22 protein-coding genes and 1 pseudogene are annotated in these 26,603 nt (G+C 56.6%); 13 read left to right on the top strand and 10 right to left on the bottom strand.

What is annotated here, in order from left to right; translation table 11 throughout:
* Nucleotides 1-11: 11 nt before the first annotated feature.
* From ispC to rpsB, 7 genes are all read right to left on the bottom strand, one after another.
* Nucleotides 12-1,202, bottom strand: coding sequence for a 1-deoxy-D-xylulose-5-phosphate reductoisomerase (gene ispC / locus H0Z09_RS14235; RefSeq protein WP_186691149.1), 1,191 nt, complete (start codon nucleotides 1,200-1,202; stop codon nucleotides 12-14).
* On the bottom strand, nucleotides 1,199-2,005 hold the full coding sequence (locus H0Z09_RS14230; protein ID WP_186691148.1) for a phosphatidate cytidylyltransferase: 807 nt from the start codon (nucleotides 2,003-2,005) through the stop codon (nucleotides 1,199-1,201). The genes ispC and H0Z09_RS14230 overlap by 4 nt, the downstream gene beginning before the upstream one ends.
* Nucleotides 2,006-2,761 (bottom strand): polyprenyl diphosphate synthase, encoded by a 756-nt coding sequence (gene uppS, locus H0Z09_RS14225; protein ID WP_016974405.1) that lies wholly within the window; start codon nucleotides 2,759-2,761, stop codon nucleotides 2,006-2,008.
* Nucleotides 2,762-2,778: 17 nt separating this feature from the next.
* The gene (frr, locus tag H0Z09_RS14220) at nucleotides 2,779-3,336 is read right to left on the bottom strand and encodes a ribosome recycling factor (RefSeq protein ID WP_049709667.1); all 558 of its coding nucleotides are present in this window, start codon (nucleotides 3,334-3,336) and stop codon (nucleotides 2,779-2,781) included.
* Nucleotides 3,333-4,076 carry a UMP kinase gene (gene pyrH / locus H0Z09_RS14215; RefSeq protein WP_003172271.1) on the bottom strand — a complete coding sequence of 248 codons (744 nt, stop codon included), beginning with the start codon at nucleotides 4,074-4,076 and terminating at the stop codon, nucleotides 3,333-3,335. Before pyrH ends, frr begins: the two co-directional genes overlap by 4 nt.
* A gap of 210 nt (nucleotides 4,077-4,286) precedes the next feature.
* On the bottom strand, nucleotides 4,287-5,150 hold the full coding sequence (gene tsf, locus H0Z09_RS14210) for a translation elongation factor Ts (RefSeq protein WP_024073825.1): 864 nt from the start codon (nucleotides 5,148-5,150) through the stop codon (nucleotides 4,287-4,289).
* 191 nt (nucleotides 5,151-5,341) lie between these two features.
* On the bottom strand, nucleotides 5,342-6,079 hold the full coding sequence (rpsB, locus tag H0Z09_RS14205) for a 30S ribosomal protein S2 (protein WP_003219330.1): 738 nt from the start codon (nucleotides 6,077-6,079) through the stop codon (nucleotides 5,342-5,344).
* A 386-nt stretch (nucleotides 6,080-6,465) separates the two neighbouring features.
* Between rpsB and map the strand changes: the two genes are divergently transcribed.
* The 5 genes from map (at nucleotide 6,466) to H0Z09_RS14180 (ending at nucleotide 13,023) form a co-directional block, all read left to right on the top strand.
* Complete coding sequence (gene map, locus H0Z09_RS14200; protein WP_065893367.1) at nucleotides 6,466-7,248, top strand: type I methionyl aminopeptidase; 783 nt, start codon at nucleotides 6,466-6,468, stop codon at nucleotides 7,246-7,248.
* A 62-nt stretch (nucleotides 7,249-7,310) separates the two neighbouring features.
* Nucleotides 7,311-10,013, top strand: a complete 2,703-nt coding sequence (locus tag H0Z09_RS14195) for a [protein-PII] uridylyltransferase (RefSeq protein WP_186691147.1) — start codon at nucleotides 7,311-7,313, stop codon at nucleotides 10,011-10,013.
* Nucleotides 10,014-10,163: 150 nt separating this feature from the next.
* The gene (gene dapC / locus H0Z09_RS14190; RefSeq protein WP_186691146.1) at nucleotides 10,164-11,363 is read left to right on the top strand and encodes a succinyldiaminopimelate transaminase; all 1,200 of its coding nucleotides are present in this window, start codon (nucleotides 10,164-10,166) and stop codon (nucleotides 11,361-11,363) included.
* Nucleotides 11,364-11,483: 120 nt separating this feature from the next.
* Nucleotides 11,484-12,212: a M12 family metallopeptidase gene (locus tag H0Z09_RS14185; protein WP_186691145.1), complete on the top strand. Its 729-nt coding sequence runs from the start codon at nucleotides 11,484-11,486 to the stop codon at nucleotides 12,210-12,212.
* A gap of 82 nt (nucleotides 12,213-12,294) precedes the next feature.
* Nucleotides 12,295-13,023, top strand: coding sequence for a M12 family metallopeptidase (locus H0Z09_RS14180; RefSeq protein WP_186691144.1), 729 nt, complete (start codon nucleotides 12,295-12,297; stop codon nucleotides 13,021-13,023).
* Nucleotides 13,024-13,033: 10 nt separating this feature from the next.
* On the opposite strand, the pseudogene H0Z09_RS14175 reads toward H0Z09_RS14180, so the two are convergent.
* Nucleotides 13,034-13,939, bottom strand: a pseudogene (locus H0Z09_RS14175) (cation:proton antiporter); the annotation flags it as partial.
* Nucleotides 13,940-14,110: 171 nt separating this feature from the next.
* Here H0Z09_RS14175 and H0Z09_RS14170 point away from each other — a divergent pair.
* The 6 genes from H0Z09_RS14170 to H0Z09_RS14145 all read left to right on the top strand — a co-directional run bounded on the left by H0Z09_RS14170 (nucleotide 14,111) and on the right by H0Z09_RS14145 (nucleotide 22,774).
* Nucleotides 14,111-15,508, top strand: a complete 1,398-nt coding sequence (locus tag H0Z09_RS14170) for a tyrosine-type recombinase/integrase (RefSeq protein ID WP_186691143.1) — start codon at nucleotides 14,111-14,113, stop codon at nucleotides 15,506-15,508.
* Nucleotides 15,505-19,017 (top strand): VPA1269 family protein, encoded by a 3,513-nt coding sequence (locus H0Z09_RS14165; protein ID WP_186691142.1) that lies wholly within the window; start codon nucleotides 15,505-15,507, stop codon nucleotides 19,015-19,017. The genes H0Z09_RS14170 and H0Z09_RS14165 overlap by 4 nt, the downstream gene beginning before the upstream one ends.
* A gap of 55 nt (nucleotides 19,018-19,072) precedes the next feature.
* Nucleotides 19,073-19,801, top strand: coding sequence for a hypothetical protein (locus H0Z09_RS14160; RefSeq protein ID WP_186691141.1), 729 nt, complete (start codon nucleotides 19,073-19,075; stop codon nucleotides 19,799-19,801).
* A gap of 78 nt (nucleotides 19,802-19,879) precedes the next feature.
* A complete protein-coding gene (locus tag H0Z09_RS14155; protein WP_186691140.1) occupies nucleotides 19,880-20,395 on the top strand; it encodes a VPA1267 family protein in 516 nt (171 codons plus the stop codon).
* A 103-nt stretch (nucleotides 20,396-20,498) separates the two neighbouring features.
* A complete protein-coding gene (locus H0Z09_RS14150; protein ID WP_186691139.1) occupies nucleotides 20,499-20,951 on the top strand; it encodes a hypothetical protein in 453 nt (150 codons plus the stop codon).
* Complete coding sequence (locus H0Z09_RS14145) at nucleotides 20,948-22,774, top strand: AAA family ATPase (protein WP_186691138.1); 1,827 nt, start codon at nucleotides 20,948-20,950, stop codon at nucleotides 22,772-22,774. The genes H0Z09_RS14150 and H0Z09_RS14145 overlap by 4 nt, the downstream gene beginning before the upstream one ends.
* Nucleotides 22,775-22,963: 189 nt before the next feature.
* Here H0Z09_RS14145 and H0Z09_RS14140 read toward each other — a convergent pair whose 3' ends face one another.
* The gene (locus H0Z09_RS14140) at nucleotides 22,964-23,557 is read right to left on the bottom strand and encodes a DUF6338 family protein (RefSeq protein WP_186691137.1); all 594 of its coding nucleotides are present in this window, start codon (nucleotides 23,555-23,557) and stop codon (nucleotides 22,964-22,966) included.
* Between the two features lie 587 nt (nucleotides 23,558-24,144).
* Between H0Z09_RS14140 and H0Z09_RS14135 the strand changes: the two genes are divergently transcribed.
* Together H0Z09_RS14135 and H0Z09_RS14130 are read left to right on the top strand one after the other, a co-directional pair.
* A complete protein-coding gene (locus H0Z09_RS14135; protein ID WP_186691136.1) occupies nucleotides 24,145-24,951 on the top strand; it encodes a hypothetical protein in 807 nt (268 codons plus the stop codon).
* Nucleotides 24,952-25,166: 215 nt separating this feature from the next.
* Nucleotides 25,167-25,856 carry a hypothetical protein gene (locus H0Z09_RS14130; protein WP_186691135.1) on the top strand — a complete coding sequence of 230 codons (690 nt, stop codon included), beginning with the start codon at nucleotides 25,167-25,169 and terminating at the stop codon, nucleotides 25,854-25,856.
* Between the two features lie 83 nt (nucleotides 25,857-25,939).
* Here the strand turns inward: H0Z09_RS14130 and H0Z09_RS14125 are convergent, their stop codons facing one another.
* Nucleotides 25,940-26,476 carry a hypothetical protein gene (locus tag H0Z09_RS14125; protein WP_186691134.1) on the bottom strand — a complete coding sequence of 179 codons (537 nt, stop codon included), beginning with the start codon at nucleotides 26,474-26,476 and terminating at the stop codon, nucleotides 25,940-25,942.
* Nucleotides 26,477-26,603 lie beyond the last annotated feature (127 nt).

The raw sequence follows: 26,603 nt of genomic DNA, 5'->3' as shown, positions 1-26,603 counted from the left end.
CCGCCTGCAAACTAACGCGCATTGCGGCTCAGCCATTGCCCCGCCAGGGCTCGGGCCTTGGTGTCGACTTCGAATACCGTGCCCAGATCATCCACCGGCACGACAGGTTCGAGCGCCAGGACGTCCTCGATGATACTCGCGATCTGTGGAAAGCGGATGCGCCGCTCAAGAAACGCCGCCACCGCCACTTCATTGGCCGCATTGAGCATCGCCGGCGCACTGTTACCCACTTGCGCAGCTTGCCGCGCCAGGCGCAAACAAGGGAAGCGCTGTTCGTCCGGCGCCTCGAAGTCCAGACGGGCCACCGCAAACAGGTCCAGGGGCGCCACGCCGGAGTCGATCCGCTCCGGCCAGGCCAACGCATTGGCAATCGGCGTGCGCATATCGGGGTTGCCCAACTGCGCCAGGACCGAACCGTCCACGTAGTCGACCAGGGAATGAATCACACTCTGCGGGTGAATCACCACTTCAATCTGCTCCGCACGTGCATCGAACAACCAGCACGCCTCGATCAGCTCCAATCCCTTGTTCATCATGCTAGCCGAGTCGACTGAAATCTTGCGCCCCATGGACCAGTTCGGGTGGGCGCACGCCTGGTCGGGCGACACATGCTCAAGCTCCGCCGGTGGGGTTTGCCGAAACGGCCCGCCGGAGGCGGTCAGCAGAATCCGACGCACGCCAACCTGGCTCAAGCCGCGAGCATAGTCACCGGGCATGCACTGGAAGATTGCGTTGTGTTCGCTGTCGAGGGGCAGCAGCACGGCGCCGCTTTTACGCACCGCCTGCATGAAAAGCGCGCCGGACATGACCAGCGCCTCTTTGTTGGCCAACAGAATCTTCTTGCCCGCATCGACGGCGGCCAGGGTCGGGCGCAAGCCCGCAGCCCCCACGATAGCGGCGACCACGGTATCCACTTCGGCAGCAGCCGACACCTGGCACAGCCCCTCCTCCCCGACCAAGACTTGAGTAGCCAGCCCCGCAGCCCGCAGATCGTCCTGCAACCCCCGGGCCGCAGCGGCCTCAGGTACTACGGCGAAGCGCGGCGCATGTCGAACGCACAACGCCAGCAACTCGCTCAAACGGCTGAAACCGGTGAGGGCGAAGACTTGATAGCGATCAGGATGACGAGCAATCACGTCCAGGGTGCTCAGCCCCACCGAGCCGGTTGCACCCAGCACGGTCACCTGTTGCAGGCGGCTCACGAAGCCGTCATCCACAACAGCACGGCAAAGATCGGGATCGCGGCCGTCAGGCTATCGATACGGTCAAGCACGCCGCCATGGCCCGGCAACAGGTTGCTGCTGTCCTTGACCCCGGCCTGACGCTTGAACATGCTTTCGGTGAGGTCACCGACCACGGAGATGAACACGACAATGGCGGTGGCCAGCAGCGCCAGGAAGATCTCCTTCACCGCCCAACCACGCACAACGCCGACCACCAACGCGATCACCAGCGTCAATGCCAGGCCGCCGTACACGCCCTCCCAGCTCTTGCCCGGGCTGACCGCGGGCGCCAGCTTACGCTTGCCGAACGCCCGACCCGAGAAGTACGCACCGATGTCGGCACCCCAGACCAGCACCATGACCGCCAGGATCAGCCAGTTACCCATCGGATAACGCTTGATCTCCACCAGCCCTTGCCATGCCGGCAGCAGGATCAATAGCCCGATCACCAGCTTGCAGGCCACACTGGACCACTTGCCGCTGGTACGCGGATAGGTCAATACCAGGAATGTCGCCAGCGCCCACCACAGGACTGCCGCCCCCAACACCCACGGCGCAAGGTCCGGCAGGATGTACAGGAGAAACGCCAGGACGGCCACGACGGCGGCATACACCACGCGCGGCAATTGGGCATTGAAACCCGCCAGGCGCGCCCATTCCCAGGCACCCAGGGTGACGACCAGGCCGATAAACAGCGCAAAGCCGGAACCCTCGAGCAGGAAAAACCCGCACAAGGCGATCGGCAACAGGATCAGGGCTGTGATGATTCGTTGTTTAAGCATTTAAACCCGGGCTCCAGCTTCGATCTGCTCACTCGTTTTACCGAAGCGACGCTGACGGGAAGCGAAATCGGCCAATGCATTACGCATGGCATCGTGTTTGAAGTCCGGCCAGAACAGGTCGGAGAAGTACAGCTCAGTGTAGGCCAGCTGCCACAACAGGAAATTGCTGATGCGGTGCTCGCCACCGGTACGGATGCACAAGTCCGGCAGTGGCAGGTCGCCGGTGACCAGGCAGGTTTGCAACAATTCGGGCGTGATGTCGTCGGGTCGCAGATGACCGGCTTGCACTTCACGGGCCAACCGCTGTGCGGCCTGGGCGATATCCCACTGGCCACCGTAATTGGCTGCGATCTGCAGCACAAAACGATTGGCACCGGCAGTAATCGCCTCGGCTTCACGCATGGCAGCCTGCAGTTCCGGGTGGAAGCGCGAGCGGTCGCCAATGATGCGCAGGCTGATGTTGTTGTCGTTGAGGCGCTTGGCCTCACGACGCAAGGCCTTGAAGAACAGGTCCATCAAGGCACTGACTTCTTCGGCCGGCCGTTGCCAGTTTTCACTGGAGAAGGCGAACAAGGTCAACACTTCGACCTTGGCCTCGGCACATACCTCGATCACAGCCCGTACCGCATCGACACCCGCTTTATGCCCGGCGACGCCCGGCATGAAGCGTTTCTTCGCCCAGCGATTATTCCCATCCATGATGATCGCGACATGGCGCGGCACCACGGAGGGTACAGTCTGCTTGGTCTTTTCCATGAAGGCTTCCTGACCCCTTATACGGCCATCAGGTCCTTTTCTTTTTCTTCCGTGGCCTTGGTGATCTGGGCCTCGGCGTCCTTGGTCAACTTGTCGATATCAGCAACCGCACGACGCTCTTCGTCTTCGCTGATCTCCTTGTCCTTGACCAGCTTCTTCAGGTCGCCCAGCGCATCGCGACGGATGTTGCGCACGGCAACGCGCGCATCTTCGGCCGCACTGCGGGCCTGCTTGGTGAAGCCCTTGCGGGTTTCTTCGGTCAGCGCCGGCATGGAGATCAGCAGCAACTCGCCCAGGTTGGTCGGGTTGAGGTTCAGGCCCGCACTCTGGATGGCCTTATCGACGGCACCGAGCATGTTGCGCTCGAAGGCCACGACCTGCAGGGTGCGCGAGTCTTTTACGGTGATGTTGGCCACTTGGGTGATGGAGGTATCTGCGCCGTAGTACGGCACCATCACGCTACCCAGGATGCTGGGGTGAGCCTTGCCTGTACGAATCTGACCAAATGCATGGTTCAGGGAGTCCAGGGATTTCTGCATACGCTCTTGAGCGTCTTTCTTGATTTCGTTGATCATTGTTGGCCTTCCTCGATCAGAGTCCCTTCTGCGCCGCCGTGTACGATATTCAGCAGGGCGCCGGGCTTGTTCATGTTAAATACGCGCAACGGCATCTTGTGGTCGCGGCACAGGCAGATAGCCGTCAGGTCCATCACGCCCAGCTTGCGATCCAGCACTTCATCGTAGGTCAGATGATCGAACTTCTCGGCATGCGGGTCTTTGAACGGATCTGCGGTGTATACGCCATCCACCTTGGTGGCCTTGAGCACCACATCGGCGTCGATTTCGATCGCGCGCAGGCACGCCGCCGAGTCGGTGGTAAAGAACGGGTTACCCGTACCGGCGGCGAAGATCACCACTTCCTTGGCGTTCAGGTGGCGCATGGCTTTGCGGCGATCATAGTGATCGGTCACACCCACCATGGAAATAGCCGACATCACGATAGCCGAGATATTGGCACGCTCCAGGGCGTCGCGCATGGCCAGGGCGTTCATCACAGTGGCCAGCATGCCCATGTGGTCGCCGGTAACCCGATCCATGCCGGCCGCACTCAGTGCCGCGCCACGGAACAGGTTGCCGCCGCCGATCACCAGGCCGACCTGTACGCCGATGCCGACCAGTTGGCCGACTTCCAGCGCCATGCGGTCGAGTACCTTGGGATCGATCCCGAACTCTTCCGAGCCCATCAGGGCCTCGCCGCTAAGCTTGAGTAGAATGCGTTTATAGCGAGCCTGATAACCACTGCCCTGCTGAGCCATTGCGAATCTCTCCTGCGGCGTATTTTTTAAAAATTCATGGCGAGCCGTTTACGGCTTGCGTTCACTCCAGCGGACGCTGCTACAGCGCCATCGGAACACGGCTTTGTAAGCCAGTTCCGAAGGGAAGCCAATCAAAATCGGCCCTCCCATTTGAAAAGAGGCTGCGCGCGTAAGCGGGCAGCCTCTTTCGGGCGACAGTTGGAAACTGTCTTATTGCTTGGCGGCAGCCAGCTGGGCGGCAACTTCTTCAGCGAAGTTGTCGACCGGCTTCTCGATGCCTTCGCCTACTTTGAAGTAAGTGAAGGAAACGATTTCAGCACCGGCTTTCTTGGCCAGTTCGCCGACCTTGATTTCAGGGTTCTTGACGAACGCCTGCTCAACCAGGCTCGCTTCAGCCAGGAACTTGCTGATACGGCCCTTGATCATGTTTTCAACGATGTTCTCTGGCTTGCCGGCGATCTTGTCGGCGTTCAGGCTCAGGAACACGGCTTTTTCACGTTCGATTGCGTCAGCGGACACTTCCGACGGCAGCAGGAACTCAGGGTTGCTGGCCGCTACGTGCATAGCGATGTCTTTGGCCAGCTCAACGGTGCCGCCCTTCAGAACAACCGCTACACCGATCTTGTTGCCGTGCAGGTAACCACCAACTACGTCACCTTCAACGCGAACCAGGCGACGGATGTTGACGTTTTCGCCAACCTTGCCGACCAGTACCAGGCGATCCGCTTCCTGAGCTTCGATCAGCGGAGCGGCGTCAGTCAGTTTGTCGGCAAACGCTTTTTCAACGCTGGCAGCAACAAATGCCTTGAAGTCGTCCTGCAGAGCCAGGAAGTCGGTCTGGGAGTTCACTTCCAGCAGAACGGCGGATTTGCCGTCTTCTTTCAGGGCGATAGCGCCTTCAGCCGCTACGTTGCCTGCTTTCTTGGCAGCCTTGATGGCGCCGGAAGCACGCATGTCGTCGATAGCTTTTTCGATGTCGCCGCCGGCCTTGGTCAAGGCCTTTTTGCAATCCATCATGCCTTCGCCGGTACGCTCACGCAGTTCTTTGACCAACGCTGCAGTAATCTCTGCCATTTCAAAATCCTCTTGGATAGGTTTTCAACCATTCCACCCGATCAAACGGGCGATCAATTCTTCCCGAATCACCCTTGTAGGCCGCTGCACGTTACAGATGATGTAGCTGCGCTGCCGACAAATGGTTTTCGAGGTGGCAAAAAGGGGGCCAAGCCCCCTTTTTGCTTACTGAGTCAACGCCAGGGCGTCAGTTACTCAGCGGCAGCTACCGGAGCTTCTTCAACGAACTGCTCGGTACCACCAGCAACGTGGTTGCGGCCACGGATTACAGCGTCAGCCATCGAACCCATGTACAGCTGGATAGCGCGGATTGCGTCATCGTTGCCTGGGATGATGTAGTCAACGCCTTCCGGGCTGCTGTTGGTATCGACTACGCCGATAACCGGGATGCCCAGCTTGTTGGCTTCGGTGATCGCGATGCGCTCGTGATCAACGTCGATAACGAACAGTGCGTCAGGCAGACCGCCCATGTCCTTGATACCACCCAGGGAACGATCGAGCTTTTCCAGGTCGCGAGTGCGCATCAGCGCCTCTTTCTTGGTCAGCTTGGCGAAGGTACCGTCTTCGGCTTGCACTTCAAGGTCACGCAGACGCTTGATGGAAGCACGGATGGTCTTGAAGTTGGTCAGCATGCCGCCCAACCAGCGGTGATCGACGTACGGCGAGCCGCAACGTGCTGCTTCTTCAGCAACGATCTTGCCAGCGGAACGCTTGGTGCCGACGAACAGAATCTTGTTTTTGCCCTGGGCCAGGCGCTCTACGAAAGTCAAAGCTTCGTTGAACATCGGCAGGGTTTTTTCAAGGTTGATGATGTGGATCTTGTTACGTGCGCCGAAAATGTACTTGCCCATTTTCGGGTTCCAGTAACGGGTCTGGTGACCGAAGTGCACACCGGCCTTCAGCATATCGCGCATGTTGACTTGGGACATGATAGTTCCTTAATAAGTCGGGTTTGGCCTCCACGTATCCCAATGACCAACCAGCGGCTTCAAGCCTCCGGCACCCAGGTCATCGTGTCGACACGTGTGTGGATTTAAGCTCTGCGGGGTATCCCCGGAAAGCGGCGCATTTTATACCACAGCATCGGCTAAAACGGAACACGCAATCACATTTGCCGCCGACGGCCTTCATGTAACCCCTTGAATAGAGCCGACATCCCCCTACCTCATAGAGAGAAGCGATCATCAGAGGCTCATGATTTGACGCCATCGTCTGTTAGAATCGCGTTTTTTGTGGCTTGTGCGAATTCTGCAACCTTTTGTCGCACGCCCGTAAACCGAATTGATTTCGGCGTATTACGCCAGAGAGAGCCTGTATGACCGTGAGTTTGAAAACCGCCGAAGACATCGCCGGCATGCGCATTGCCGGCAAACTGGCCGCCGACGTGCTGGAAATGATCGCCGAGCACGTCAAGCCCGGCGTCACCACCGAAACCCTGAACCAGATCTGCCACGACTATATAGTCAACGTGCAAGGCGCGATCCCTGCGCCGCTGAACTACAAGGGCTTCCCCAAATCGATCTGCACCTCGGTCAACCACGTGGTCTGCCACGGGATTCCGGGTGACAAGCCGCTGAAGGACGGCGACACCCTGAACATCGACGTCACCGTGATCAAGGACCGCTACTTCGGCGACACCAGCCGCATGTTCCATGTCGGCACCGTTGCGCCGTGGGCCGAGCGCTTGTCCCAGGTCACCCAGGAATGCATGTACAAGGCCATCGAAATCGTCAAGCCCGGCTGCCGCCTGGGCGACATCGGCGAAGTGATCCAAAAGCACGCGGAAAAGAACGGTTTCTCGGTGGTGCGCGAATTCTGCGGCCACGGTATCGGCACCGTGTTCCACGAAGAGCCGCAGATCCTGCACTACGGCCGTGCCGGCACCGGCATGGAGCTGAAGGCCGGCATGACATTTACCATCGAGCCGATGATCAACCAGGGCAAGGCCGACACCAAGGTGCTGGGCGACGGCTGGACCGCCATCACCAAGGACCGCAAGCTCTCGGCCCAATGGGAACACACCCTGCTGGTGACCGAAACCGGCTATGAGATCTTCACCCTGCGCGCCGACGACACGATCCCACGCGTATCGGCGTGAAGGCAGGAAAGGTTTTCCCACCGCGTAATGACTGACTGACACATAGAAAGGAAAGCCGATCGATGCCCCAGGTGGATCCCGAACTCTTCGACCGTGGCCAGTTCCAGGCCGAGCTGGCCTTGAAGGCAAGCCCCATCGCCGCGTTCAAAAAGGCTATCCGCCAGGCCCGCGAGGTGCTTGATGCGCGATTTCGCAGCGGCCGGGACATCCGCCGGCTGATCGAGGACCGCGCCTGGTTCGTTGACAACATCCTGCAGAAGGCCTGGGAGCAGTTCAGTTGGAGCGAAGACGCCAACATCGCGCTGGTGGCGGTCGGCGGCTACGGTCGCGGTGAGTTGCACCCCTACTCCGACATCGACTTGCTGATCCTGCTCGAAAGCGCCGACCACGAGATCTTTCGCGATTCCATCGAGCGTTTTCTCACGCTGTTGTGGGACATCGGCCTGGAAGTCGGGCAGAGCGTGCGCTCGGTCGACGAGTGTGCCCAGGAGGCCCGCGCCGACCTGACGGTCATTACCAACCTGATGGAGAGCCGCACCATCGCCGGCCCCGAGCGCCTGCGCCAGCACATGCTTGAGGTCACCAGCACCGCGCACATGTGGCCGAGCAAGGACTTTTTCCTGGCCAAGCGGGCCGAGCAGAAGGCCCGGCACCACAAGTACAACGACACCGAGTACAACCTGGAGCCCAACGTCAAGGGCTCACCGGGCGGGCTGCGCGATATCCAGACGATTCTGTGGGTTGCAAGGCGCCAGTACGGCACCCTTAACCTGCGCGCCCTGGCCGGCGAAGGCTTTTTGGTGGAGAGCGAAAACGCCCTGCTGGCCTCGTCCCAGGAATTCCTCTGGAAAGTGCGCTACGCCCTGCACATGCTTGCCGGGCGCTCCGAAGACCGCCTGCTGTTCGACCATCAACGCTCCATCGCGACCTTGTTGGGTTTTGAGGGCGAAGACGCAAAGACCAGCATCGAAAGCTTCATGCAGCAGTATTACCGCGTGGTCATGAGCATTGCCCAGCTCAGCGACCTGATTATCCAGCACTTCGAAGAGGTGATCCTCGCCCCCGAAGACGAAGCACCGCCGCAACCGATCAATTCGCGCTTCCAGCTGCACGACGGCTATATCGAGGCACGCAACGACAACGTGTTCCGCCGCACGCCGTTCGCCATGCTGGAAATCTTCGTGCTGATGGCCCAGCAGCCGGAGATCAAAGGCGTGCGCGCCGACACCATTCGCCTGCTGCGGGAAAACCGACACCTGATCGACGACGACTTCCGCAACGATATCCGTAACACCAGCCTGTTTATCGAGCTGTTCAAGTGCAAGATCGGCATCCACCGCAACCTGCGGCGCATGAACCGCTACGGCATCCTCGGGCGCTACCTGCCGGAGTTCGGTTTTATCGTCGGGCAGATGCAGCATGACCTGTTCCACATTTATACCGTGGACGCCCACACGCTGAACCTGATCAAGCACCTGCGTAAGCTGCAATACACCCAGGTGTCAGAGAAATTCCCGCTGGCCAGCAAGCTCATGGCCAAGCTGCCCAAGCCCGAGCTGATCTACCTGGCCGGTCTGTACCACGACATCGGCAAGGGCCGGCATGGCGATCACTCTGAAATTGGCGCGGTGGATGCCGAGGCCTTCTGCCAGCGCCATCAGTTGCCGTTGTGGGACAGCCGCCTGATCGTCTGGCTGGTACAGAACCACTTGGTGATGTCGACCACTGCCCAGCGCAAAGACTTGTCCGATCCGCAGGTGATCCACGATTTTGCGCAGATTGTTGGCGATGAAACTCACCTCGATTATCTCTACGTGCTGACCGTCTCCGACATCAACGCCACCAACCCGACGCTCTGGAACTCCTGGCGCGCCAGCCTGCTGCGCCAGCTGTACACCGAGACCAAACGCGCCTTGCGCCGCGGCCTGGAAAACCCGGTGGACCGCGAGGAGCAGATCCGCCGCACCCAAAGCGCGGCCCTGGATATATTGGTGCGCGGCGGCAACGACCCGGACGATGTCGAGCAACTGTGGTCGCAACTGGGCGACGATTACTTCCTGCGCCACACCGCTGGCGACGTGGCCTGGCACACCGACGCGATCCTGCAACAGCCCGCCGATGGCGGCCCGCTGGTGCTGATCAAGGAAACCACGCAGCGCGAGTTCGAGGGCGGTACGCAAATCTTCATCTATGCCCCCGACCAGCATGATTTCTTCGCCGTGACCGTGGCCGCCATGGACCAGCTCAACCTCAACATTCATGACGCACGGGTCATCACCTCCAGCAGCCAGTTCACCCTCGACACCTACATCGTGCTCGACACCGAGGGCGAGTCGATTGGCGACAACCCGGCGCGTGTGAAAAAGATCCGCGAAGGCCTGACCGAGGCCCTGCGCAACCCTGACGACTACCCGACCATCATCCAGCGCCGGGTGCCGCGCCAGCTCAAGCATTTTGCGTTTGCGCCTCAGGTGACCATTTCCAATGACGCCCAGCGCCCGGTGACGGTATTGGAACTCAGCGCCCCGGATCGCCCCGGCCTGCTGGCCCGCATCGGCGGTATTTTCCTGGAGTTCGACCTGTCGCTGCAGAACGCCAAGATCGCCACCCTCGGCGAGCGCGTGGAAGACGTGTTCTTCATAACCGATGCCGACAACCAGCCGTTATCCGACCCGGAACTGTGTCGCCGCCTGCAGGATGCGATCGTGCAGCAGTTGAGCGTGACCCTGGAACCTGGCGTCGAACTGACGCGCCTGAGCATTTGATTGTGTGGGAGCGGGCTTGCTCGCGAAAGCGGTGTGTCAGCCACCCATTGATTAACTGAAAGACCGCATTCGCGAGCAAGCCCGCTCCCACATTTGAATTGCTTTGCCTGGCAGACCGACTGTTTTCAACCGAATTTGACGAGACTTTCGATGAACAACGCCCTGAACCAACTGCAGCCCTACCCCTTCGAGAAACTGCGCGCCCTGCTCGGCAGTGTCACGCCGAACCCGGATAAACGCCCGATTGCACTGTCTATCGGCGAACCCAAGCATAAATCTCCGACGTTTGTCGCCGAAGCGCTGAGCAACAACCTTGATCAGATGGCGGTTTACCCGACCACCTTGGGTATTCCCGCATTGCGCGAGGCCATCGGCGCCTGGTGCGAACGCCGCTTCCACGTGCCCAAGGGCTGGCTCGACCCGGCGCGCAACATCCTGCCGGTCAACGGCACCCGCGAGGCCCTGTTCGCCTTCACCCAAACCGTGGTCAACCGCGGCGACGACGCACTGGTGGTCAGCCCGAACCCGTTCTACCAGATCTACGAAGGCGCCGCGTTCCTGGCCGGAGCCAAGCCGCATTACCTGCCGTGCCTGGACGCCAATGGCTTCAATCCGGATTTCGATGCGGTCTCGCCGGACATCTGGAAACGCTGCCAGATCCTGTTCCTGTGTTCACCCGGCAACCCGACCGGCGCACTGATCCCGGTCGACACCCTGAAAAAGCTCATCGCCCTGGCCGACGAACATGACTTCGTGATCGCCGCCGACGAGTGCTACAGCGAGCTGTACTTCGACGAACAAACCCCGCCACCGGGCCTGCTGAGCGCCTGCGTCGAACTGGGCCGCCAGGACTTCAAGCGTTGCGTGGTGTTCCACAGCCTGTCCAAGCGTTCCAACCTCCCTGGGCTGCGCTCCGGTTTCGTGGCTGGCGACGCCGAAATCCTCAAGGCGTTTCTGCTCTACCGCACTTACCACGGCTGCGCGATGCCGGTGCAAACCCAACTGGCCAGCATCGCGGCCTGGCAGGACGAGGCCCACGTCTTGGCCAACCGCGACCTGTACCGCGAAAAATTCGACGCCGTGCTGGCGATCCTCAAGCCGGTGCTGGACGTGCAACACCCGGACGGCGGTTTTTACCTGTGGCCCAATGTGAATGGCGACGACGCCGCGTTCTGCCGCGACTTGTTCGTGGAAGAACATGTCACCGTGGTACCGGGCTCGTACCTGTCGCGGGAAGTGGGTGGGGTCAACCCTGGCGCCGGGCGTGTACGCCTGGCGCTGGTTGCGCCGTTGGCGGAATGCGTGGAAGCCGCGCAGCGGATCCGGGATTTCATTCTGCGCCGCCGCTGAGCACGCGGGCCTGCGTTAACCTCAGGTAACGCGGGCTTACATGCCCAGGCAATACCATCGGAACTTTGCTGCGACCTGGACGAATAACTTCATATTCGTCACCACTTCGCAGGAGAGCCCATGATAAGCGCCACATCGCCAACCCCCTTCCAATACCCGTCCGCGGCCCCATCCGTCGAAAATACCGCAGAGTCGGCGCAACGTCTTTCCAGAAGCCGGCGCAACATTGGCGAACCCGCCAGATACTGGCCGCAAAACAGCACGATAAAAATCGCCATGTATGACATGGACGATGAATACGTGCAGGCTGTCAAAAAAGCCGCCAGCGAATGGCTGCCCCACATCAATCTCAAGTTCGAGTTTGTATCTGGAGAGGACGGCGACGTGCGCATCACGCAGAATATAAACAACAAAAAGGGTGGTTCCTCCTCAATAGGAACGGAAGCACTCGATGCCCTCCCCTCACACCCGACCATGTCACTGCCAAGAGACCACCGGGACCCTGCATTCGCACACACGGTGATACACGAATTCGGACACATGCTCGGCGCGCATCACGCTCATCAACACCGGGATGCCAACATTCCATGGGATATGAGCAAAGTGTATGAGAGTTTCGGACGTACCTACGGATTGGACCGGCAACAGGTGCAAAACAACGTGCTCCCGCTGCCTCGCTCCAGCCAATACGACTTCATGCCTTACGATGGCGACTCGGTCATGCACTACGAAGTCAGTCCCCATCTGACCGACGGAAGCTGGGGCCAGTCCGAATCCTGGTCCCTGAGCGATGGCGACATCGCCTGGGCAAAAAAAGCTTACCCAAAAACGGTACCCGCTACCGCTTGAGTTCCAGATACGCCTCACTCCTATCCAGTTCCGCCAACACCTTCCTCCACTACCGGGAATACATGCCACGGAGTTGCCCCCCATGAATTTGATCCCCCGCGTTGCTCCCTCTCCTACCGCCTACCCGTCAATGACTGACAACGACCCACCCATCACCGCCCGCTCCGGGCGCTCGAAACGCGGCATCGCCGATACGAGCAAACGCTGGCCAGACGGGGTTGTTACCGTTGCATTGGACATTAAAGACATCAAGAGCATAGAGCTGATAATCGAGGCGATCCGAGAGTGGGCACAACACACCCCAGCACTGCTGTTCAAGATTGTCGAAGGCAAGGAAGGTGACATTCGTATCTCCGACGACAAGGCGATCAAGGGCAACTGGTCTAACCTCGGCACCGACGCCAACAACCGCCCCGCGGATGAACCTACCCTGCATCTGGAGCAGACAGACGACGAGGAGGAGTTTTACCAGAGTGCCCTGCACGAGTTCGGGCATGCCCTTGGACTCAAACACGAGCACCAGCATCCCGAGCACGACATCAATTGGAACAAGCGAGCTGTTTACGGGAACTACGAGGGCACTGACTTCGACCGCGAAAAAGTCTATGACAATTTTTTCAAGCTGCCGACCGGGGATGAACTTCTGGTCACTAACTACGACTCGAAATCCGTGATGCATTACTTCGTTCATCCCGATTCGACCAAGGATGGCAGAGGCGTCCCGACCAATTACTCGCTGTCTGAAGGCGACAAAAACATCATTCGCCGGCTGTACACTCCCGGTCGATTCAAAAGCGCGCCTGCGCACTGACCCAGTGCACTCAATAGCGAGGAGGCACCGCGCCCAGGTTCGCCTCGCTCAAATCCAGTTCAGCCAGTACCTCGCGCAACACGTCATCACCAATCTGGTGATGACGGCTCAGGCTGTACAGCTCCAACCGCTGCGCCCGCAGGGCCTTAAGCCGCAGTTTGCTTTCAAGGAGGTCCATCTGCCGCGCCAGCGCCTGGGCTTCGGCCGAGTCGTTGAACACGTCCAACTGATGGCGATATTCCGACATCAATCGTGCTTTGAGCTCAGTCGCGAGCGCGGCCTGGGCGGCGTCCTGGGTTTCGGTTTGCGCAGGTTCCTCGGCTTCCAGGGCATGGATGGCGGCCACGGCCGTTTTCTTCCAGGCTTCGCGGACTTCGTTATGGCGCTTTTCGTCCGGGCTCTTTTCAATGCCGCGCAACAGTAACGGCAAGGCAATGCAGGCGGCGACCAGCGACAGCAGAATCACCCCGGCGGCAATGAAAATCAGCAGATCGCGCTCGGGGAAATCCTGGCCCGGCGCCAACAGCAGCGGCACCGACATCACACCGGCCAGGGTCACTGCACCGCGCACGCCGCCTACCGTCAACAACCAGCAGGAACGGGCTGTCGGTACCAGCGTCAATTCACTCCTGCCGCGCAACCTGCGCAGCAGCCCAGACAATCGCCAGATGCTTTGCACCCAGATAAACCTCAACACCACCAACACCAGGAAGATCGCAATAACCTCCAGGCAGCGATAGAGCAATGCAGGCCACAACGTCGGCTCGTGGCTCACCACCGCCTTGATGATGTCCGGCAATTGCAGTCCCAGCAGCAGGAAGATCAAGCCATTGAAGGCAAATTCGAGCAGCGCCCACACACTGCGATTGAGCAAGCGCGTGCTGGTCTGGCGCGGCAGCAGATCGAGCCAGCTTTTACTCCCCATACTCGTACAACTACTCACCATGGCACACCGCATTACAGCTCCGGGGCTATCCCCAATTTACAGAGACATCACCACCACGGAAGCCGACGAACAGCACCTTGACGGAGCTCCCATTCGGGCCTAGACCTGATTTACCACCCCTAACCAGTATCCTGGTGAATCATGGTTCGTATCTCCGCCCATTCGGTCGTAGAGCTGCCGATCGAGACTGGGTGCAGCGCCAGCAGCATCCCTGTGCTGATCCTGCAGAACGGCGAGGTAAGCCTTTACGCCCTGGCATGGATTCGTGACCGGATGCTGACGCAAGGAAGCTCGCCGGGCACGCGGGTGAAAGACGCATCTGCAGTTGGCTACGTCTACGATTTTTTTGTGATCGCACACGGCGCCCGCCCCTTGCGCCCGGACGAAATGGTGGGATTTTTAGGGCGATACATCGAAGCCCGTGAGTTTGGGAATAACCTGCTGGGCTGGACTCCAGTAGACCGTGATCTTGCGATCCAGGAGGTGGGGCGATTCAGCGACTTTACTCGCTTCTGCTTTTCAAATTTGAACATGCCCTCCGTTAATACAACGGAGAAGAAGCTGGTAAGCGATTTAAACCTAGAAGACCAAGTAAGATTCTATGCAACACTAGTCCAGCGCAAGAACTGGGACATGCTATACCACCTGGCCCCCGCTACAGAACTCGGCCAAGGGATAGTAACCAAAAGCAAATTTGAACCGACGAGGGTGAGCTTAGGGCGCTCTAAACACGCAGACACCTTCCCACCAGACAAAGTGCTTGAGCTCATATCCAAGACGACCAACATCCGCGACAAACTCTATTTCCTGCTGTTGTTTTTTGGCTCATTGCGCAAGTCCGAGCCTCTTCACCTTTTCCTCACGGATGTTTCTGTAAAAGATTACAACACCGAGATCCTACTCGCACACCCATTGCTCTCCCAGCATACCTGGCACGATCCTTTCTCGGGCAAACAGACCACTACAAGGGCCGAATTCCTTTTTAGAAAATATGGCTTAAAGCCCCGCTCAACCCTGGCAGAGAGTCACCCTTATCACAGCGGCTGGAAGGGTATGCAGTATACGAAAAACGATTATGAGACCGACCTGTTCTGGCTGCTCCCGGGCATTGGAGAGTATTTTTCAAAACTGCATTCAATCTATATGCACAAATACCGGAAGTTCGCACCAGACAATCACCCTTATTACTTCATCAACGTCAGCGAAAATGAAGGCTTCGGTCGGCCTGCCACTCTGTCCAACATGGACAAAGCATTCTACCGGGCAGCGAAAAGGGTTGGATTGAAACCTACTGACACCGGCGTTAATCCACATGGCGCACGGCACTTTTATGGACATTTTTGCGCTTCGTATCTCCGCCTAGAGATGACCACTGCGCAGCGCATGATGCACCATGCCAGCAAGGAATCGACTGAGGTTTACTACAAGATTTCTCCACTGATCGTTCGGGAGGAGATCAAACGTGCGGCGGAGCAGATGAAGTTAGAAATCCCCAGATTCACAAAAGAACTGAAAATGTTCGAGGATGGCCTTCAATGACACGCATGCATAAAGCTCAAGCGAGTGGAAGGCTCATCACATTTAACCCAAGCCACGACGGAATGGTGGTGCTCGCCCCCCCCTCAAAACAAGAAATATTAGACGCTATTTATGAGTTTGAGAGGGTGCACATCGATATTATCTGGGAAGGTCTGCTCCAACCGGCTGGCCAATCTATCCCAGGCGAGAGAGAGTTTATTGACGCCTTTTCAACTAACTCCGATGGTAATACAAACACACCCAGCAGGCATTTCAGAACGAGCACGCTACGCAAAATGTTTCAGTCCCAACGTGCAGGCATTGAACTCAACTCAGAGGCCCAACAGTTCCCCATTGATGTGCAGCGGTCAATCGTAGCAAGGCATAAGCCCAGTTCACGGGCACAATACATTGATGAGCTGCGTTATAGCCGATATCGGGCAATGCCCATCGACTTTGAAAGCCTCTTTTTGCAAAAAAAGACGCTGACTCATCTAGTGGACATGACGCTTGAAAGCATAGATGAATCAAAGCCAAACTTTCAGCGCCTGTATGGATTTGAGTTCTTGGCATCTCTTTGGGCAAAAGGGTGGATTTTATTCCCTCTCAACTTACCATTCTGGGCAGTCAATCGCAGATGGGAGTTGCTTTCGACATCTACCTTCACACAAGAGAAAGCCAATCTCATCAGATCCATTTATACGCCAACCAGTTCCGCCCATATTCACGGAGGTGGAATTCTTCCAGTGCTTTGGACGTTTCTGTGCACCACGAGCGTAAACGAGAAAGAAGACATCTCGAAAAGCCTCATGGATGACTTCGAAACCGCACAAGTAGCCTACATCAAAAAAACCACAATAAATGATCCTGACACCACCGCGCACAACGCGCTTATTCTTAGAAACACGAAAGCCATGATCGCACTTGGGCGTGCGCACAACATGATCTACCTGGACGACCAGATCAGCATCACCAAGATCAAAAGAGGTGGCGGCTCGCAAACCACCGAAGAGCCACGCACCGACGGAAATTTCAAATGGCTTACTGCGCAAAACCCGGCTTTAAGTGACTGGGCAGAGACGTTTAGTCTCTATATAAAGTCCATTACGAATGCACGAGCATGGCCTTTCGTCAATGCCTTGAATCACTTGGGCGACTATTTGTGCACCCTTCCAAACCCGCCTACAAGCCCTTGGGAGGTTAGCCGCAATGAACACATTCACGACGTCAGGCTGATAAATCGAAATACGTTCATTAACTACCTAACAAGCAAAAATCACACCGTGCGCTCGGGCAATTACACCTTGAGTGTCGCACGTCGCTACTTTAACTGGACTAAAGACTACCTAATCTCCCTAGACCGCATCCCGGAAAGCCGCTTCCCAAACCCAGTGTTTGAGTCCGATGGATTAGGTAAGCGCGAGAAGCAAACTAAAACCCAGCGGGATTCGCTCCCTCCATACCTTGTTAACGAGATGAAGGAGACGCTGACAGAAAACGATTTTGCTTTCCCAAAAACCTATCAGCAAGCCTATGTGATCGTTCATGACAGCGAAACGGGATATAGCGTCAACCAGTATTACCCTGGCTTTGCAATCTGCATGTATGCGCTACTGGACACTCCGATCCGTAGCCACCAAGGGCGGTGGCTCGACTCTGGGAATCTTGATGAAAGGATCTACGACCCGGAGACAAACACGATGGTGCACAACCCGTCGCCTTACGCCATCGTGGGGAGACAGGAAGGAGTCTTGAGTGTTCGCAGGGACGCATATCGCGACGCGACCTGGGTAGCGCTATGGGTCAACACTAATAAAACCGCCGAGTACCGCTCAGAGAAAATCGGTTACTCGATACCTTACGTATCTCCAGAACTCCAGGAGCTGCTCATTAAAATGAGCGTGTGGGAGAAACGCTATCTGCCACCCTTAACCAAGCCCCTGAGTTATCGGGCGTACCAGAAAGATGTGAGGTATCGGTCTGAGAACATCGTTCGTGGGCCCGAGGTAGTTCCCCTTTTTCGAGACCCTTTCAAACCTAACCAGGATGAGCCATTCGACTATGCCAGGCTCAAACGGATGTACACCAACCTATTGGCTGCGGTCGAGCAGCGCATATGGCACAAATATGGGCAACGGCTCACCCTCGTCACGGAGGGCCAAAACGGACAGAAAAAGTGGGCAGTTGATCTGCACTCGCTGCGTGTTAGCGGCATTACCAACTTGATAGAAGCCGGCGTTCCGATCGAGATCGTCTCGGAATTTGTTGCTGGGCATCAGGTGCTGGTCATGACCCTCCACTATCTGAAGTATTCGCCAGCCAAAATCCGCGAATTCATTCAAGGGGCTTACGACCGCATGGTCAACGACCAGAACTTCGTGGGCTCGGAAGTCTTCATCAAAGCGCTGGAGGACTTCCTCCCCTACCTGGTCACACAGGATGGAACCGGCTCAGGCGCCGGCATGGAATATTTGCAGAACGGCGATGGCATCATCGTCGTGAACCCTGATGGCATCTGCCCTGGTACGTCTTGCAGCACTGGGGGGGCAGCTCTGGACTCAACAGGAAAGAAGTTTGGCCCGGTGCCTGGCGGCAAGCGATGTGGGTTATGTCGCTGGTGGATCACCGGCCCCGCTCACCTGCTTGGCCAGGTCAATGCGGTCAACAATCTGGGGTATACGATCCGCAAGAAAGGATTGGAGGTCGCAAGTCTCAATGATCAACGGCTCCAATGTGAGGACGATGGTGACCAGAACAAGGCCCGGCACCTTCGCGATCGCATAGACCTGTTGAACCGTGAACTGGTGATCGACGTGAACGAGTGGGCGGCGCGTTATCAGTACGCTGAGAAGTCGCTGGCATTGATGGACGCGTATTTGGAAACGAAAAAAAACATCATCGCCACCGATGCACACCCTGTTCCGATGATGACTGGGAGCACAGATATCGAGCTCGAAATCACCCTCAAGAATTGCCATGAGTTTGAGCTGCTTGATCAGATCACCCAAACCTCGCGCTTCGCTACCGGCTTCAAAAATCACCAAGCGGAGCTTGAGAAGAACCAAGTGCTGTCACGCATGATGGTGTCCAACGGGATCACCCCTTTCCTGTTGACCTTGAATGAAGAGCAGGCCCACGAGGCGGGGAACATGCTGTCAGCCCTCATCCTCCAGCAGGTCAATTCGCAAGATCTGGACGAGGTGCTCAATGGCAAGAAGCCGCTGAACCACTATCCAAACTTGCATGCAGCAATTCAGACACTTGAGTCCAGCCTCTCTTCCGAAATGCTTGTTACTGACGAGTCGATCAGCGCGCTCGCCGAGATCCTGAGCGAAAATCACTATCCCGGAGCCATCCAAGGACAGAACGAGTCAGTCCGCTACGGCCAAGCTGAACGAACCCAAGCCTCCGACACCGCCGATACCAAGAATTTTGATGACCCATGGAACAATGGGGGAACCCAGGACGGAGTCACACTCGAAGGCCTGGGTCAGGATGATTACGAGGATCTGGAAGAAGATATTGACTGAGCAGGCTGAGGATTCACACCAAGGCATCTGAGGACATGGATTAAGGCGAACGACTATGAAGCTCGACGAAACCATCCAGAAGAACTACGAAGAGCTGTTCTACAGCTGTACCAATGAGCGGCAGCGGGTCTCTCTTGAGCGTATTCACAAAGCCTGCAATTTCCTGCAAGAGCAAGGCATTGCCATCAACCCCGTCCGCCTGGAAGGGTATTGCGTTGACCATGGCTGGGGCGGGCCCAAAGCCCAGTCGATCCGCAACTCCTCATTCCTCCTCGGGTACGTGAAGTTCAGGGCTTCAGGCCAGGTATTGCACACCCGCCCCAATGCATTGAAGGCTCCTCCTCCCATTCCAGATGAAACCTTGCGTGCCTACGTTCAACTGCTTGAGGAAGAGCGGAACCAAGCAGTTGCTGCGCGCCTGCGCATTCTGAAAGGACTGCGCTCGATTCCCGGCGTCCCCATCGATGAGTTCATACGTCTAGGCTTTGGAGGGACTCCCTCCTCCGAACCGCACAAGACCGGAGTAAAACTCACCCAAGATGCAAAAGCGGCCATTCTGAAGCTGTTCCACCCACAGCATTTGCTGGACTGTGGCCTCCGGCTCGAACGGGATCGTGTCCGCCACACTTTGACTGGAAACGTACTGCTTGAGAAATCTCATGTGCTGGCCCTAAAAGCTCTCGTGCAGGAGGCAAGCGATGGATCGCCCCCCAGCAAGGACGAAATCGATAAGGACAGAGACCAAACCATGTTGGATGACCATAGCCAGCAGTTGCTCAGTTGAACACACCGTGGGGGGCGCCCACATCAACTCAGCGCGCCCTAACTACCATCGCTCCATCAACGCCATGAGGGATCAGCGGTGTCCGAACATCAAACACAAAGCGACCGCACCTACGCCCTCTTCACCGAGTGGGTGGCTGCAAAAAGCGATGACGACTTCAGAGCCATTCTCCATCGGGGTGCGCTCTCTCGTACTCAGATCGCACTGGACTGCGGTTTTGCTCTGAGCGTTTTGCGCCAGAACCCTCGCATCAAACTTGCGTTAAGCCAGCTAGAAGATGACCTTCGCGCGCGGAGAATTCTGCCGTCGGTTTCGCCGTCAGACCTCGATTCCCAGACCCAAACTCAAGCCGAATTGAGGAGCCAGTCAGATGCTCAGCCGGGTGCAACAAGCCGTACGTCAGGTACCCATCACCCAGCCGATGGATCAGGGACGCATGCAGTGGCTGGCAATGATCTGACGCAGGCAGCCATCCGACGGCTTCAAACGGAAAATGCAAGCCAGCGTGCCGAGATCGCCGAGCTGCGCCAACGGCTGCAGAAGTATGAATCACTCCACAATGCGTTGAGCTCAACCGGACGCTTGCCACGATGATCATACTTGCTACAGCGTCGCGAGCGGAGACGTCCTGCACACGCTGTCACCGGGTTGCAGTCAACAACGAATCATCAACGACAGTACTGATCGAGACTGCCGTATGAACCAGCCAGACAACGCCCTGCGGCGCCTGATCAAGGTACTGTCCATCCGTAGCCAAAACCCAATGGGCAAAGGTGGCTGCATTTTCTATGGTGCCGAGATCGGCGAATCAGGCGACCCCATCAGCCCGAGCAAGCACTTCGTGATCGTAGTGCCTGGTCGCTTGCTACCCGCTGATACTGTCGACCTAGGGCAGTGGTGGTACGTGCAGGGAGAGGTTACGCCTTTCTCCCGCGTGCTCAATGGATATCTGAAAACCGAGCATCAAATCGAGGCCCAAGCCCTACAGCTGCGACTTCCTACTGGCCGGCACTTGATCACTTTCCTTTCCGAGGGGCAGCGGTTCAGCTGTCTTGGAATTGCGAAGGCAACGCGTCTCTGGAATCGCTATGGAGACGGGCTTTCGGTCGTACTTAACCGGGGTGATGTTGCGGCCCTGTCAGACGGTTGAGCGCTCAGGGGGCTCAGACGCTGATCGATGCCTGGACGACCTACAAGGACGCGCCGGCATATGAGTGGCTGCACCGACACGGCTTTCGCGATGCCCTGGCCCGAAGAGTCGTGTCGCATTTTGGTCAGAGCACCCTGAGCAAAATTGAGGAGGATCCATACCGGCTCTTGTCATTTGTGGCCGACTGGAAGACCACAGACAGGTTGGCTCGGGAGGTATTCGGCATCGGTGCTGACGCTAATGTGCGCCTGAGCGCGGCGATTGAGGAAGCGCTCTATCGTTTATTGACTGATGGGCACACAGCGGCCACCAGGCGGATGGTGATCTCCCGCCTGTACGGAATTTTTGAAGCTGAGCAGGTCGCGTGGACATGGCAAGAGCTGGCATCAGGTGCTCTTGAACATGGGGCAGTAAACGGCAACTACAGAGTGGATGACGGAGGCATCATCTATCCGACCGGTGCCTACATCATGGAATCGACTATTGCCGATGCCATAGTCAATCGGCTGGCCTCACAGCCAACCGATGCCTCGTCCCTCTCCCGTGCCCAGATTCAAGCGCTCATTCGGGGGTATGAAAACGACGAGAAATTTCACCTGACGGACGAACAAGCCTCAGCGGTGCAGCTGGCCGCTTTCACTCGGTTTTGCCTCGTCACAGGCGGAGCCGGGACAGGCAAGACGGTCATGCTCAAAGCCTTGTACCGAGTGTACGACGCGATCGGCCTCAAGGTAATCCAGGGCGCTATCGCAGGCCGCGCGGCCAAGCGCATGGAAGAAGCGACCGATCGTGAAGGGAGGACGATCGCTGGTATCTTGGTTGGGCTCACCCCAAGAGATTTCTCCGAGCCGTGCGTTCTAGTGATCGATGAAGCAAGCATGCTCGACATCATTACCCTGTACAACATTGTGCACCTGCTGCCAGACCATACACGCATCGTCATGGTCGGTGATCCTGGTCAGTTGATGCCGATCGGGCCTGGGTTAACGCTTCACGACCTCGTGCAGTCTCGCCACATCCCCCACGCCCAATTGAAAGTGGTGAAGCGCCACGCCGGCCAACTTGCAATAGCAGCAGAGGTCAAGGAAGGGCACTGGCCGGCAATGGGAAGGAGTGAGTCCTGTGACATCGCCATGCTCGGTCGGCCTCAGATTGGAGGAGAATCATCGACGATGACCGAGCTGGCGTCCGAAGTGGTTCGAATCTATTTGCAGTCGCCCCACAACACCCAACTGCTGACCCCAAGAAAGTCCGGGCCGGTCGGTGTCCATGCACTCAATGTGCTATGCCAGCAACAGATTGCAGCACATCAACCAAAATTGACCGTTTGGAGTGCAGAGCATGAGTGCTTCGCAGAGACTCGCTTTCGACTGGGCGATCCTGTCGTCTGCGTGCGCAACCTTTGGGAGGAAGGCTTGCAGAATGGATCTCTTGGCCGCTTAGCCTTGATCACCGACCCATTCGACTGTCGAAAGGCGGAGGACGAAAGCACCGTACCGATCGCATGGATTGATTGGGATGATGGCGCCCGTAGGCCAGTGATGCCTGGAATGTTAGAACACTTGGATCTGGCCTATGCCCTGACAATCCATAAAGCCCAAGGCTCACAATGGCCGCGCATCATTATTCCAGTCATGCGACATCGGCTTCTGGACAGAAGCTTGATCTACACCGCGATCACCCGAGCTCAGCGGCAAGCCTTGCTCGTAGGGGATGAAGCGGCAGCGCGCGAAGCGGTGGTAAAGGTGCCGAGAGCCCAGCGCAGAATGACCGGGTTGCTGTCGATTCTGGAGGCCAAGATCGAAGCCTTGACCTTCAGATAAGCCGGTGTGGATCAGCGACCTTTCGGCGGAGTTGCCGGAGTCGTCGGGTTGTCACCCTGACTAGTGGGCTGATATCCAGCCCCTGGCTCGGGGCGATTAAAGGGTACGCTCTCGACGGGCTGGTAGCCTTTCTGAAACGGCCCAGGCTGATATCCTTCGTTACCCGTAACCTGCTTTGGATCAGTCATATTATTCCTCTCGATGTTTGCGAAACTCGATATGAGCTATCTCAGAACCGCTGACCAGTACACCTGCGCTGGATTCTACAGCACGCGTCAGAGCACCATTCTCGACTATCCATTCCTCCTCAAGGTAAATCTGCTCTGGCGCCGGGGCACTTGAGGCGAACGAACGCGTCCCATACAGCCCACCCAGCGTACCGCCCCCTTTAAGATGAACGATGATCCAGTAGGGTTTGCGCTGCTGGAATACGAAATCCCAAGGCTTGGCCGTGGGGTGTGGAGCGTTTTTCTGAAAGACCTGCCACGACCTCATCCATTTCCACACGACCGCCCAGATCACAGGGCCCACCAGCAGCACCATCACATAGAACATCCCGTAAAGGAACGGGTGTACCGTCCGCAGCGCACTCCCCTCTACCGCAAAGATCAGCCACAGAAAAAGTGCGTAGTTGATGCAGCTATACGCGATCGCATCGACTACCTGATCCGCTGCATTGCGCGCTACCCCTGGGAAAAAAAGCTGGTAGCACTTGATGCTGATGAAGCCTGGTATCACGAACGCGATGAACAGAAACATCTTGTCGGCTTGCCAAATATCCATTTTTTCCCCGCTCGCGGCTGTCGATATCGCGGTAGTGTGCCATCACGTGACATCAGCCTCAAAGACCGCCTTGCAACCCGCCACCCATTAGGTAATTGATCACGTACGGGTCATTGAGCCGCAGGCGGAGGGCATCAGTGTGACTATTGCTTCGAACCCAACCAGACCATTCGCCGCGCCTGTCCAAAAGGGCGGCCAGATCCACCGAACTCAACAGATTTGCGGAACTCGTGCTGGCCCCTAACCTACAGTGCGTCCGGTTGCCACCTGTCAGGCTATCTACCTCCATCAGCTTCAGCTTGGCTTGCAACCACTACTTCTCACCAAAAATGACGGGCAGAGCATGGGTCAAAAGCGGCTAGTCGACATCGCGATGGCATTATGATATCTCAGAGAAACTGCCGGCCAAAATCCTTGAATTTGCATACTGCGAGGTTAGCGTGATGTGTCACTCCCGCGAAATCAAAGACTGGCTTACATCTATCGAGTCAGGCTGAGATTGCTAAGTGTCTTGCATCACGCTGAAAAGACCATGCTTCAGCTCGCATCGTTCTGTCTTGGGACAGCTTCCAATAAGGGTGTCAAAAATGAATTACACGGAATTAAAACGAGAGTTCGAAAGTAAGAACATCCCCTTCGACACGCCTTCATTTTATGACCATGAAAATTTCATGGCCGAGGAGCAGAAGGATGGCAATTATCTGAATAACCACGCCTTATTCGTTGCTACTAGGCCATACTCGCGCGAATATTTGGATGAAGCACGATCTAAGATCGTCAAAATCGTTGAAACGCTACACAGTCATCTTGTCGAGAACGGAAAACAGGGTGCGTGCATAGACATCTCAACGATTCTGATGAGATGTCTAGAGTTAGAGGGCATTTGGTGCGCTTGCTTACGGGGCAGTGTAACCGTGACCTTTCCGGAGCATCTCGATGAAGGAGACGTTCACTTCTACTCTTTTACGAAAAATCCTAACTGCACACCTGGCCATTACTGGGTGTACGCCCCACCATTCAAGATTATTGATATCACTATCCAAGAGCAGCCTTATGGCGACTCAAAAAAACGCCTTGTACCCTCATTCATCCTCGCCGAGGAAACCGAAGAGGCAGCTCCAAAAGTTGAGGACATTTTCAGCCCGGAGGTTAGTCGCGAAATGGCCACAAAATACGGAATCGCAAAAAAAAATCAAATAACCCATTACTGCAGGTCATTGGAAAAATTCAAGAATCATTTCCCACCCCAAAAAATCCAAACAAAAAATGGAGCAGCAATCAAATACATCCCACTAGCCACGCACGCTTCAGAAGGAAAACTTGAGGTTTTCGGAAATTTTGACTTTAACGGACTCACACCTTACGAGTTCTATCAAAAATTCATCAAAGCATAGTGTTATTTCAACGCATCAGAATGAGTGGCTTTTTAGCGCATTCAGCCAAAATTTTGTTGCGATTTTCCCACCCGGAAATAGCAGAAATGCTCACCATTTTGGTGAGTATTTTAATAACACAACGAATGGACTATCGTGCCTGTCAGTAAGGTTCGGCTGGCCCGCATCGCTAATACCGGTCAGCGTCTCGTACACATACCACGAGGATGCCCAGGATGATCTACCACAGTGACCAATCGGCAAAGGCGACGGCCTTGCTTAACCAACTGGGTGTCCATGAAGTGTCCTCGGGGGTCTGGAGGTTTACAGACATTCGCACCGCGAGCCAAGGGTATGTGCACCATTCACATCAACCCGTCGCCCTTGCGGCTTACACCGCCATTGATCCAGCCTTCGCCGCCGGTCGCTTTCCCGGGTACACCTTGATCGACCTGGTTGAAAAGGTGCCGTGTCTCGACGGCGTTGAGGATGCCGCCTTGGCGATGGTCTGCGACATTCCCGCACCGATCTACCCTTGCGCCGAGCAACGCGGGGAGAAATTCGGAGCAGTGGCCTGGGAGATCGTCGAGCAGTACCAGTTGAATGCTTGCTTCACCCAGAGCAGGGCGTATGGCGATCAAGGCAGCCACTACACCATGCGCCCCTGCGGCTTCGACCACGACCGTGACGAGCCTCTTCCTGAGGCGTTGAAGGCCATGCGTGGCGCGTACAAAAAAATGACCGACATACAGCGCGTGATGGTGCTGACATTGCTGCACCTCTATTCCCAAGGCACTGACAATTTTTATCTGAAGGGGGGCTGCCCTACCAAGATTTCAGCAGCTGAGGCGCTTCGACTGCTCCGGAAAGATGGGACTGCGCTGAAAAAGTGGGGGGAACTCATCACGCATTACGCTGGCTGGTGAAAGCGAGTTGTAGTAGTCGAGATGCAGACGCATGGCCGAGGCTTCTTCGCTCTCCCCAATATCTGACTGGTAGGGATTCAAGCTCACTTGACGATCAGCGTTTCGACGCCCGTAACCGGATCACGGGAGGATTTGATCAGGTTGGGGCTGTCGTTGCCGACCGCCTTAAACAGCGCGATCACCTCATCAATGTCCATGAAGAGCAAAAACTTGTCTTTATCAAGATCAGAGGTAAAGAAAACGCCACCCAGGCCGCCCTCTTCCGAAACACAGGGTGCAAAAATGAAGCTGTGTATGACCCTGCCACAAACGAATGATATGTCCCGATTCTCTTGGTTGCTTTTGCTCAGGTCATAGAGAGAGTCAAGCCTGTGGTTATTACGCCAGGTCACAGGCTTCAGGTTGGAGAACTTGCTGACCGCGAGCAACATGGCTCGTGTCTGATCCGTCACCTTGGTAGGTGTTTCGATGAGCCTCCTGACCGAGTAAAACCCGATGAAGATATCTCGCTCGATTTGGGAAAGCTGATCTTCAGAAATTTCCTTGGATACCTTGAGAGACGTGAAACGCTTGGCCAGTTTCAGCAGCGGTGTTTTCCAACTTTCACTTTCCCATATCATCGTATGATCCCTCACAAATCGCGCCTGCGGCCCATTAGGCCGCCTCACCCCGTAAAATCCGCCACGAACAACGACTCCCTCTACCGGCCACGGATCAGAAATAGGTGACCCGTAGATTGAAAGAGCT

The sequence above is a fragment of the Pseudomonas sp. SWRI18 genome, assembly GCF_014268345.1.
GTDB classification, from domain to species: domain Bacteria; phylum Pseudomonadota; class Gammaproteobacteria; order Pseudomonadales; family Pseudomonadaceae; genus Aquipseudomonas; species Aquipseudomonas cedrina.
Note: the sequence above shows the minus strand (reverse complement) of the source record. Positions and strands in the feature narration are given on the sequence as shown.

Excerpts from the sequence above, each read along its gene's own strand:
- H0Z09_RS14185 (WP_186691145.1), top strand. The coding sequence starts at position 11,484 with ATGATAAGCGCCACATCGCCAACCCCCTTCCAATACCCGTCCGCGGCC.
- H0Z09_RS14170 (WP_186691143.1), top strand. The coding sequence starts at position 14,111 with ATGGTTCGTATCTCCGCCCATTCGGTCGTAGAGCTGCCGATCGAGACT.
- H0Z09_RS14135 (WP_186691136.1), top strand. The coding sequence starts at position 24,145 with ATGAATTACACGGAATTAAAACGAGAGTTCGAAAGTAAGAACATCCCC.
- H0Z09_RS14160 (WP_186691141.1), top strand. The coding sequence starts at position 19,073 with ATGAAGCTCGACGAAACCATCCAGAAGAACTACGAAGAGCTGTTCTAC.
- H0Z09_RS14140 (WP_186691137.1), bottom strand. The coding sequence starts at position 23,557 with ATGGATATTTGGCAAGCCGACAAGATGTTTCTGTTCATCGCGTTCGTG.
- tsf (WP_024073825.1), bottom strand. The coding sequence starts at position 5,150 with ATGGCAGAGATTACTGCAGCGTTGGTCAAAGAACTGCGTGAGCGTACC.
- pyrH (WP_003172271.1), bottom strand. The coding sequence starts at position 4,076 with ATGGCTCAGCAGGGCAGTGGTTATCAGGCTCGCTATAAACGCATTCTA.
- H0Z09_RS14125 (WP_186691134.1), bottom strand. The coding sequence starts at position 26,476 with ATGATATGGGAAAGTGAAAGTTGGAAAACACCGCTGCTGAAACTGGCC.
- H0Z09_RS14195 (WP_186691147.1), top strand. The coding sequence starts at position 7,311 with ATGCCCCAGGTGGATCCCGAACTCTTCGACCGTGGCCAGTTCCAGGCC.
- H0Z09_RS14180 (WP_186691144.1), top strand. The coding sequence starts at position 12,295 with ATGAATTTGATCCCCCGCGTTGCTCCCTCTCCTACCGCCTACCCGTCA.
- uppS (WP_016974405.1), bottom strand. The coding sequence starts at position 2,761 with ATGGAAAAGACCAAGCAGACTGTACCCTCCGTGGTGCCGCGCCATGTC.
- H0Z09_RS14165 (WP_186691142.1), top strand. The coding sequence starts at position 15,505 with ATGACACGCATGCATAAAGCTCAAGCGAGTGGAAGGCTCATCACATTT.
- map (WP_065893367.1), top strand. The coding sequence starts at position 6,466 with ATGACCGTGAGTTTGAAAACCGCCGAAGACATCGCCGGCATGCGCATT.
- H0Z09_RS14130 (WP_186691135.1), top strand. The coding sequence starts at position 25,167 with ATGATCTACCACAGTGACCAATCGGCAAAGGCGACGGCCTTGCTTAAC.
- H0Z09_RS14230 (WP_186691148.1), bottom strand. The coding sequence starts at position 2,005 with ATGCTTAAACAACGAATCATCACAGCCCTGATCCTGTTGCCGATCGCC.
- rpsB (WP_003219330.1), bottom strand. The coding sequence starts at position 6,079 with ATGTCCCAAGTCAACATGCGCGATATGCTGAAGGCCGGTGTGCACTTC.
- frr (WP_049709667.1), bottom strand. The coding sequence starts at position 3,336 with ATGATCAACGAAATCAAGAAAGACGCTCAAGAGCGTATGCAGAAATCC.
- H0Z09_RS14150 (WP_186691139.1), top strand. The coding sequence starts at position 20,499 with ATGAACCAGCCAGACAACGCCCTGCGGCGCCTGATCAAGGTACTGTCC.
- dapC (WP_186691146.1), top strand. The coding sequence starts at position 10,164 with ATGAACAACGCCCTGAACCAACTGCAGCCCTACCCCTTCGAGAAACTG.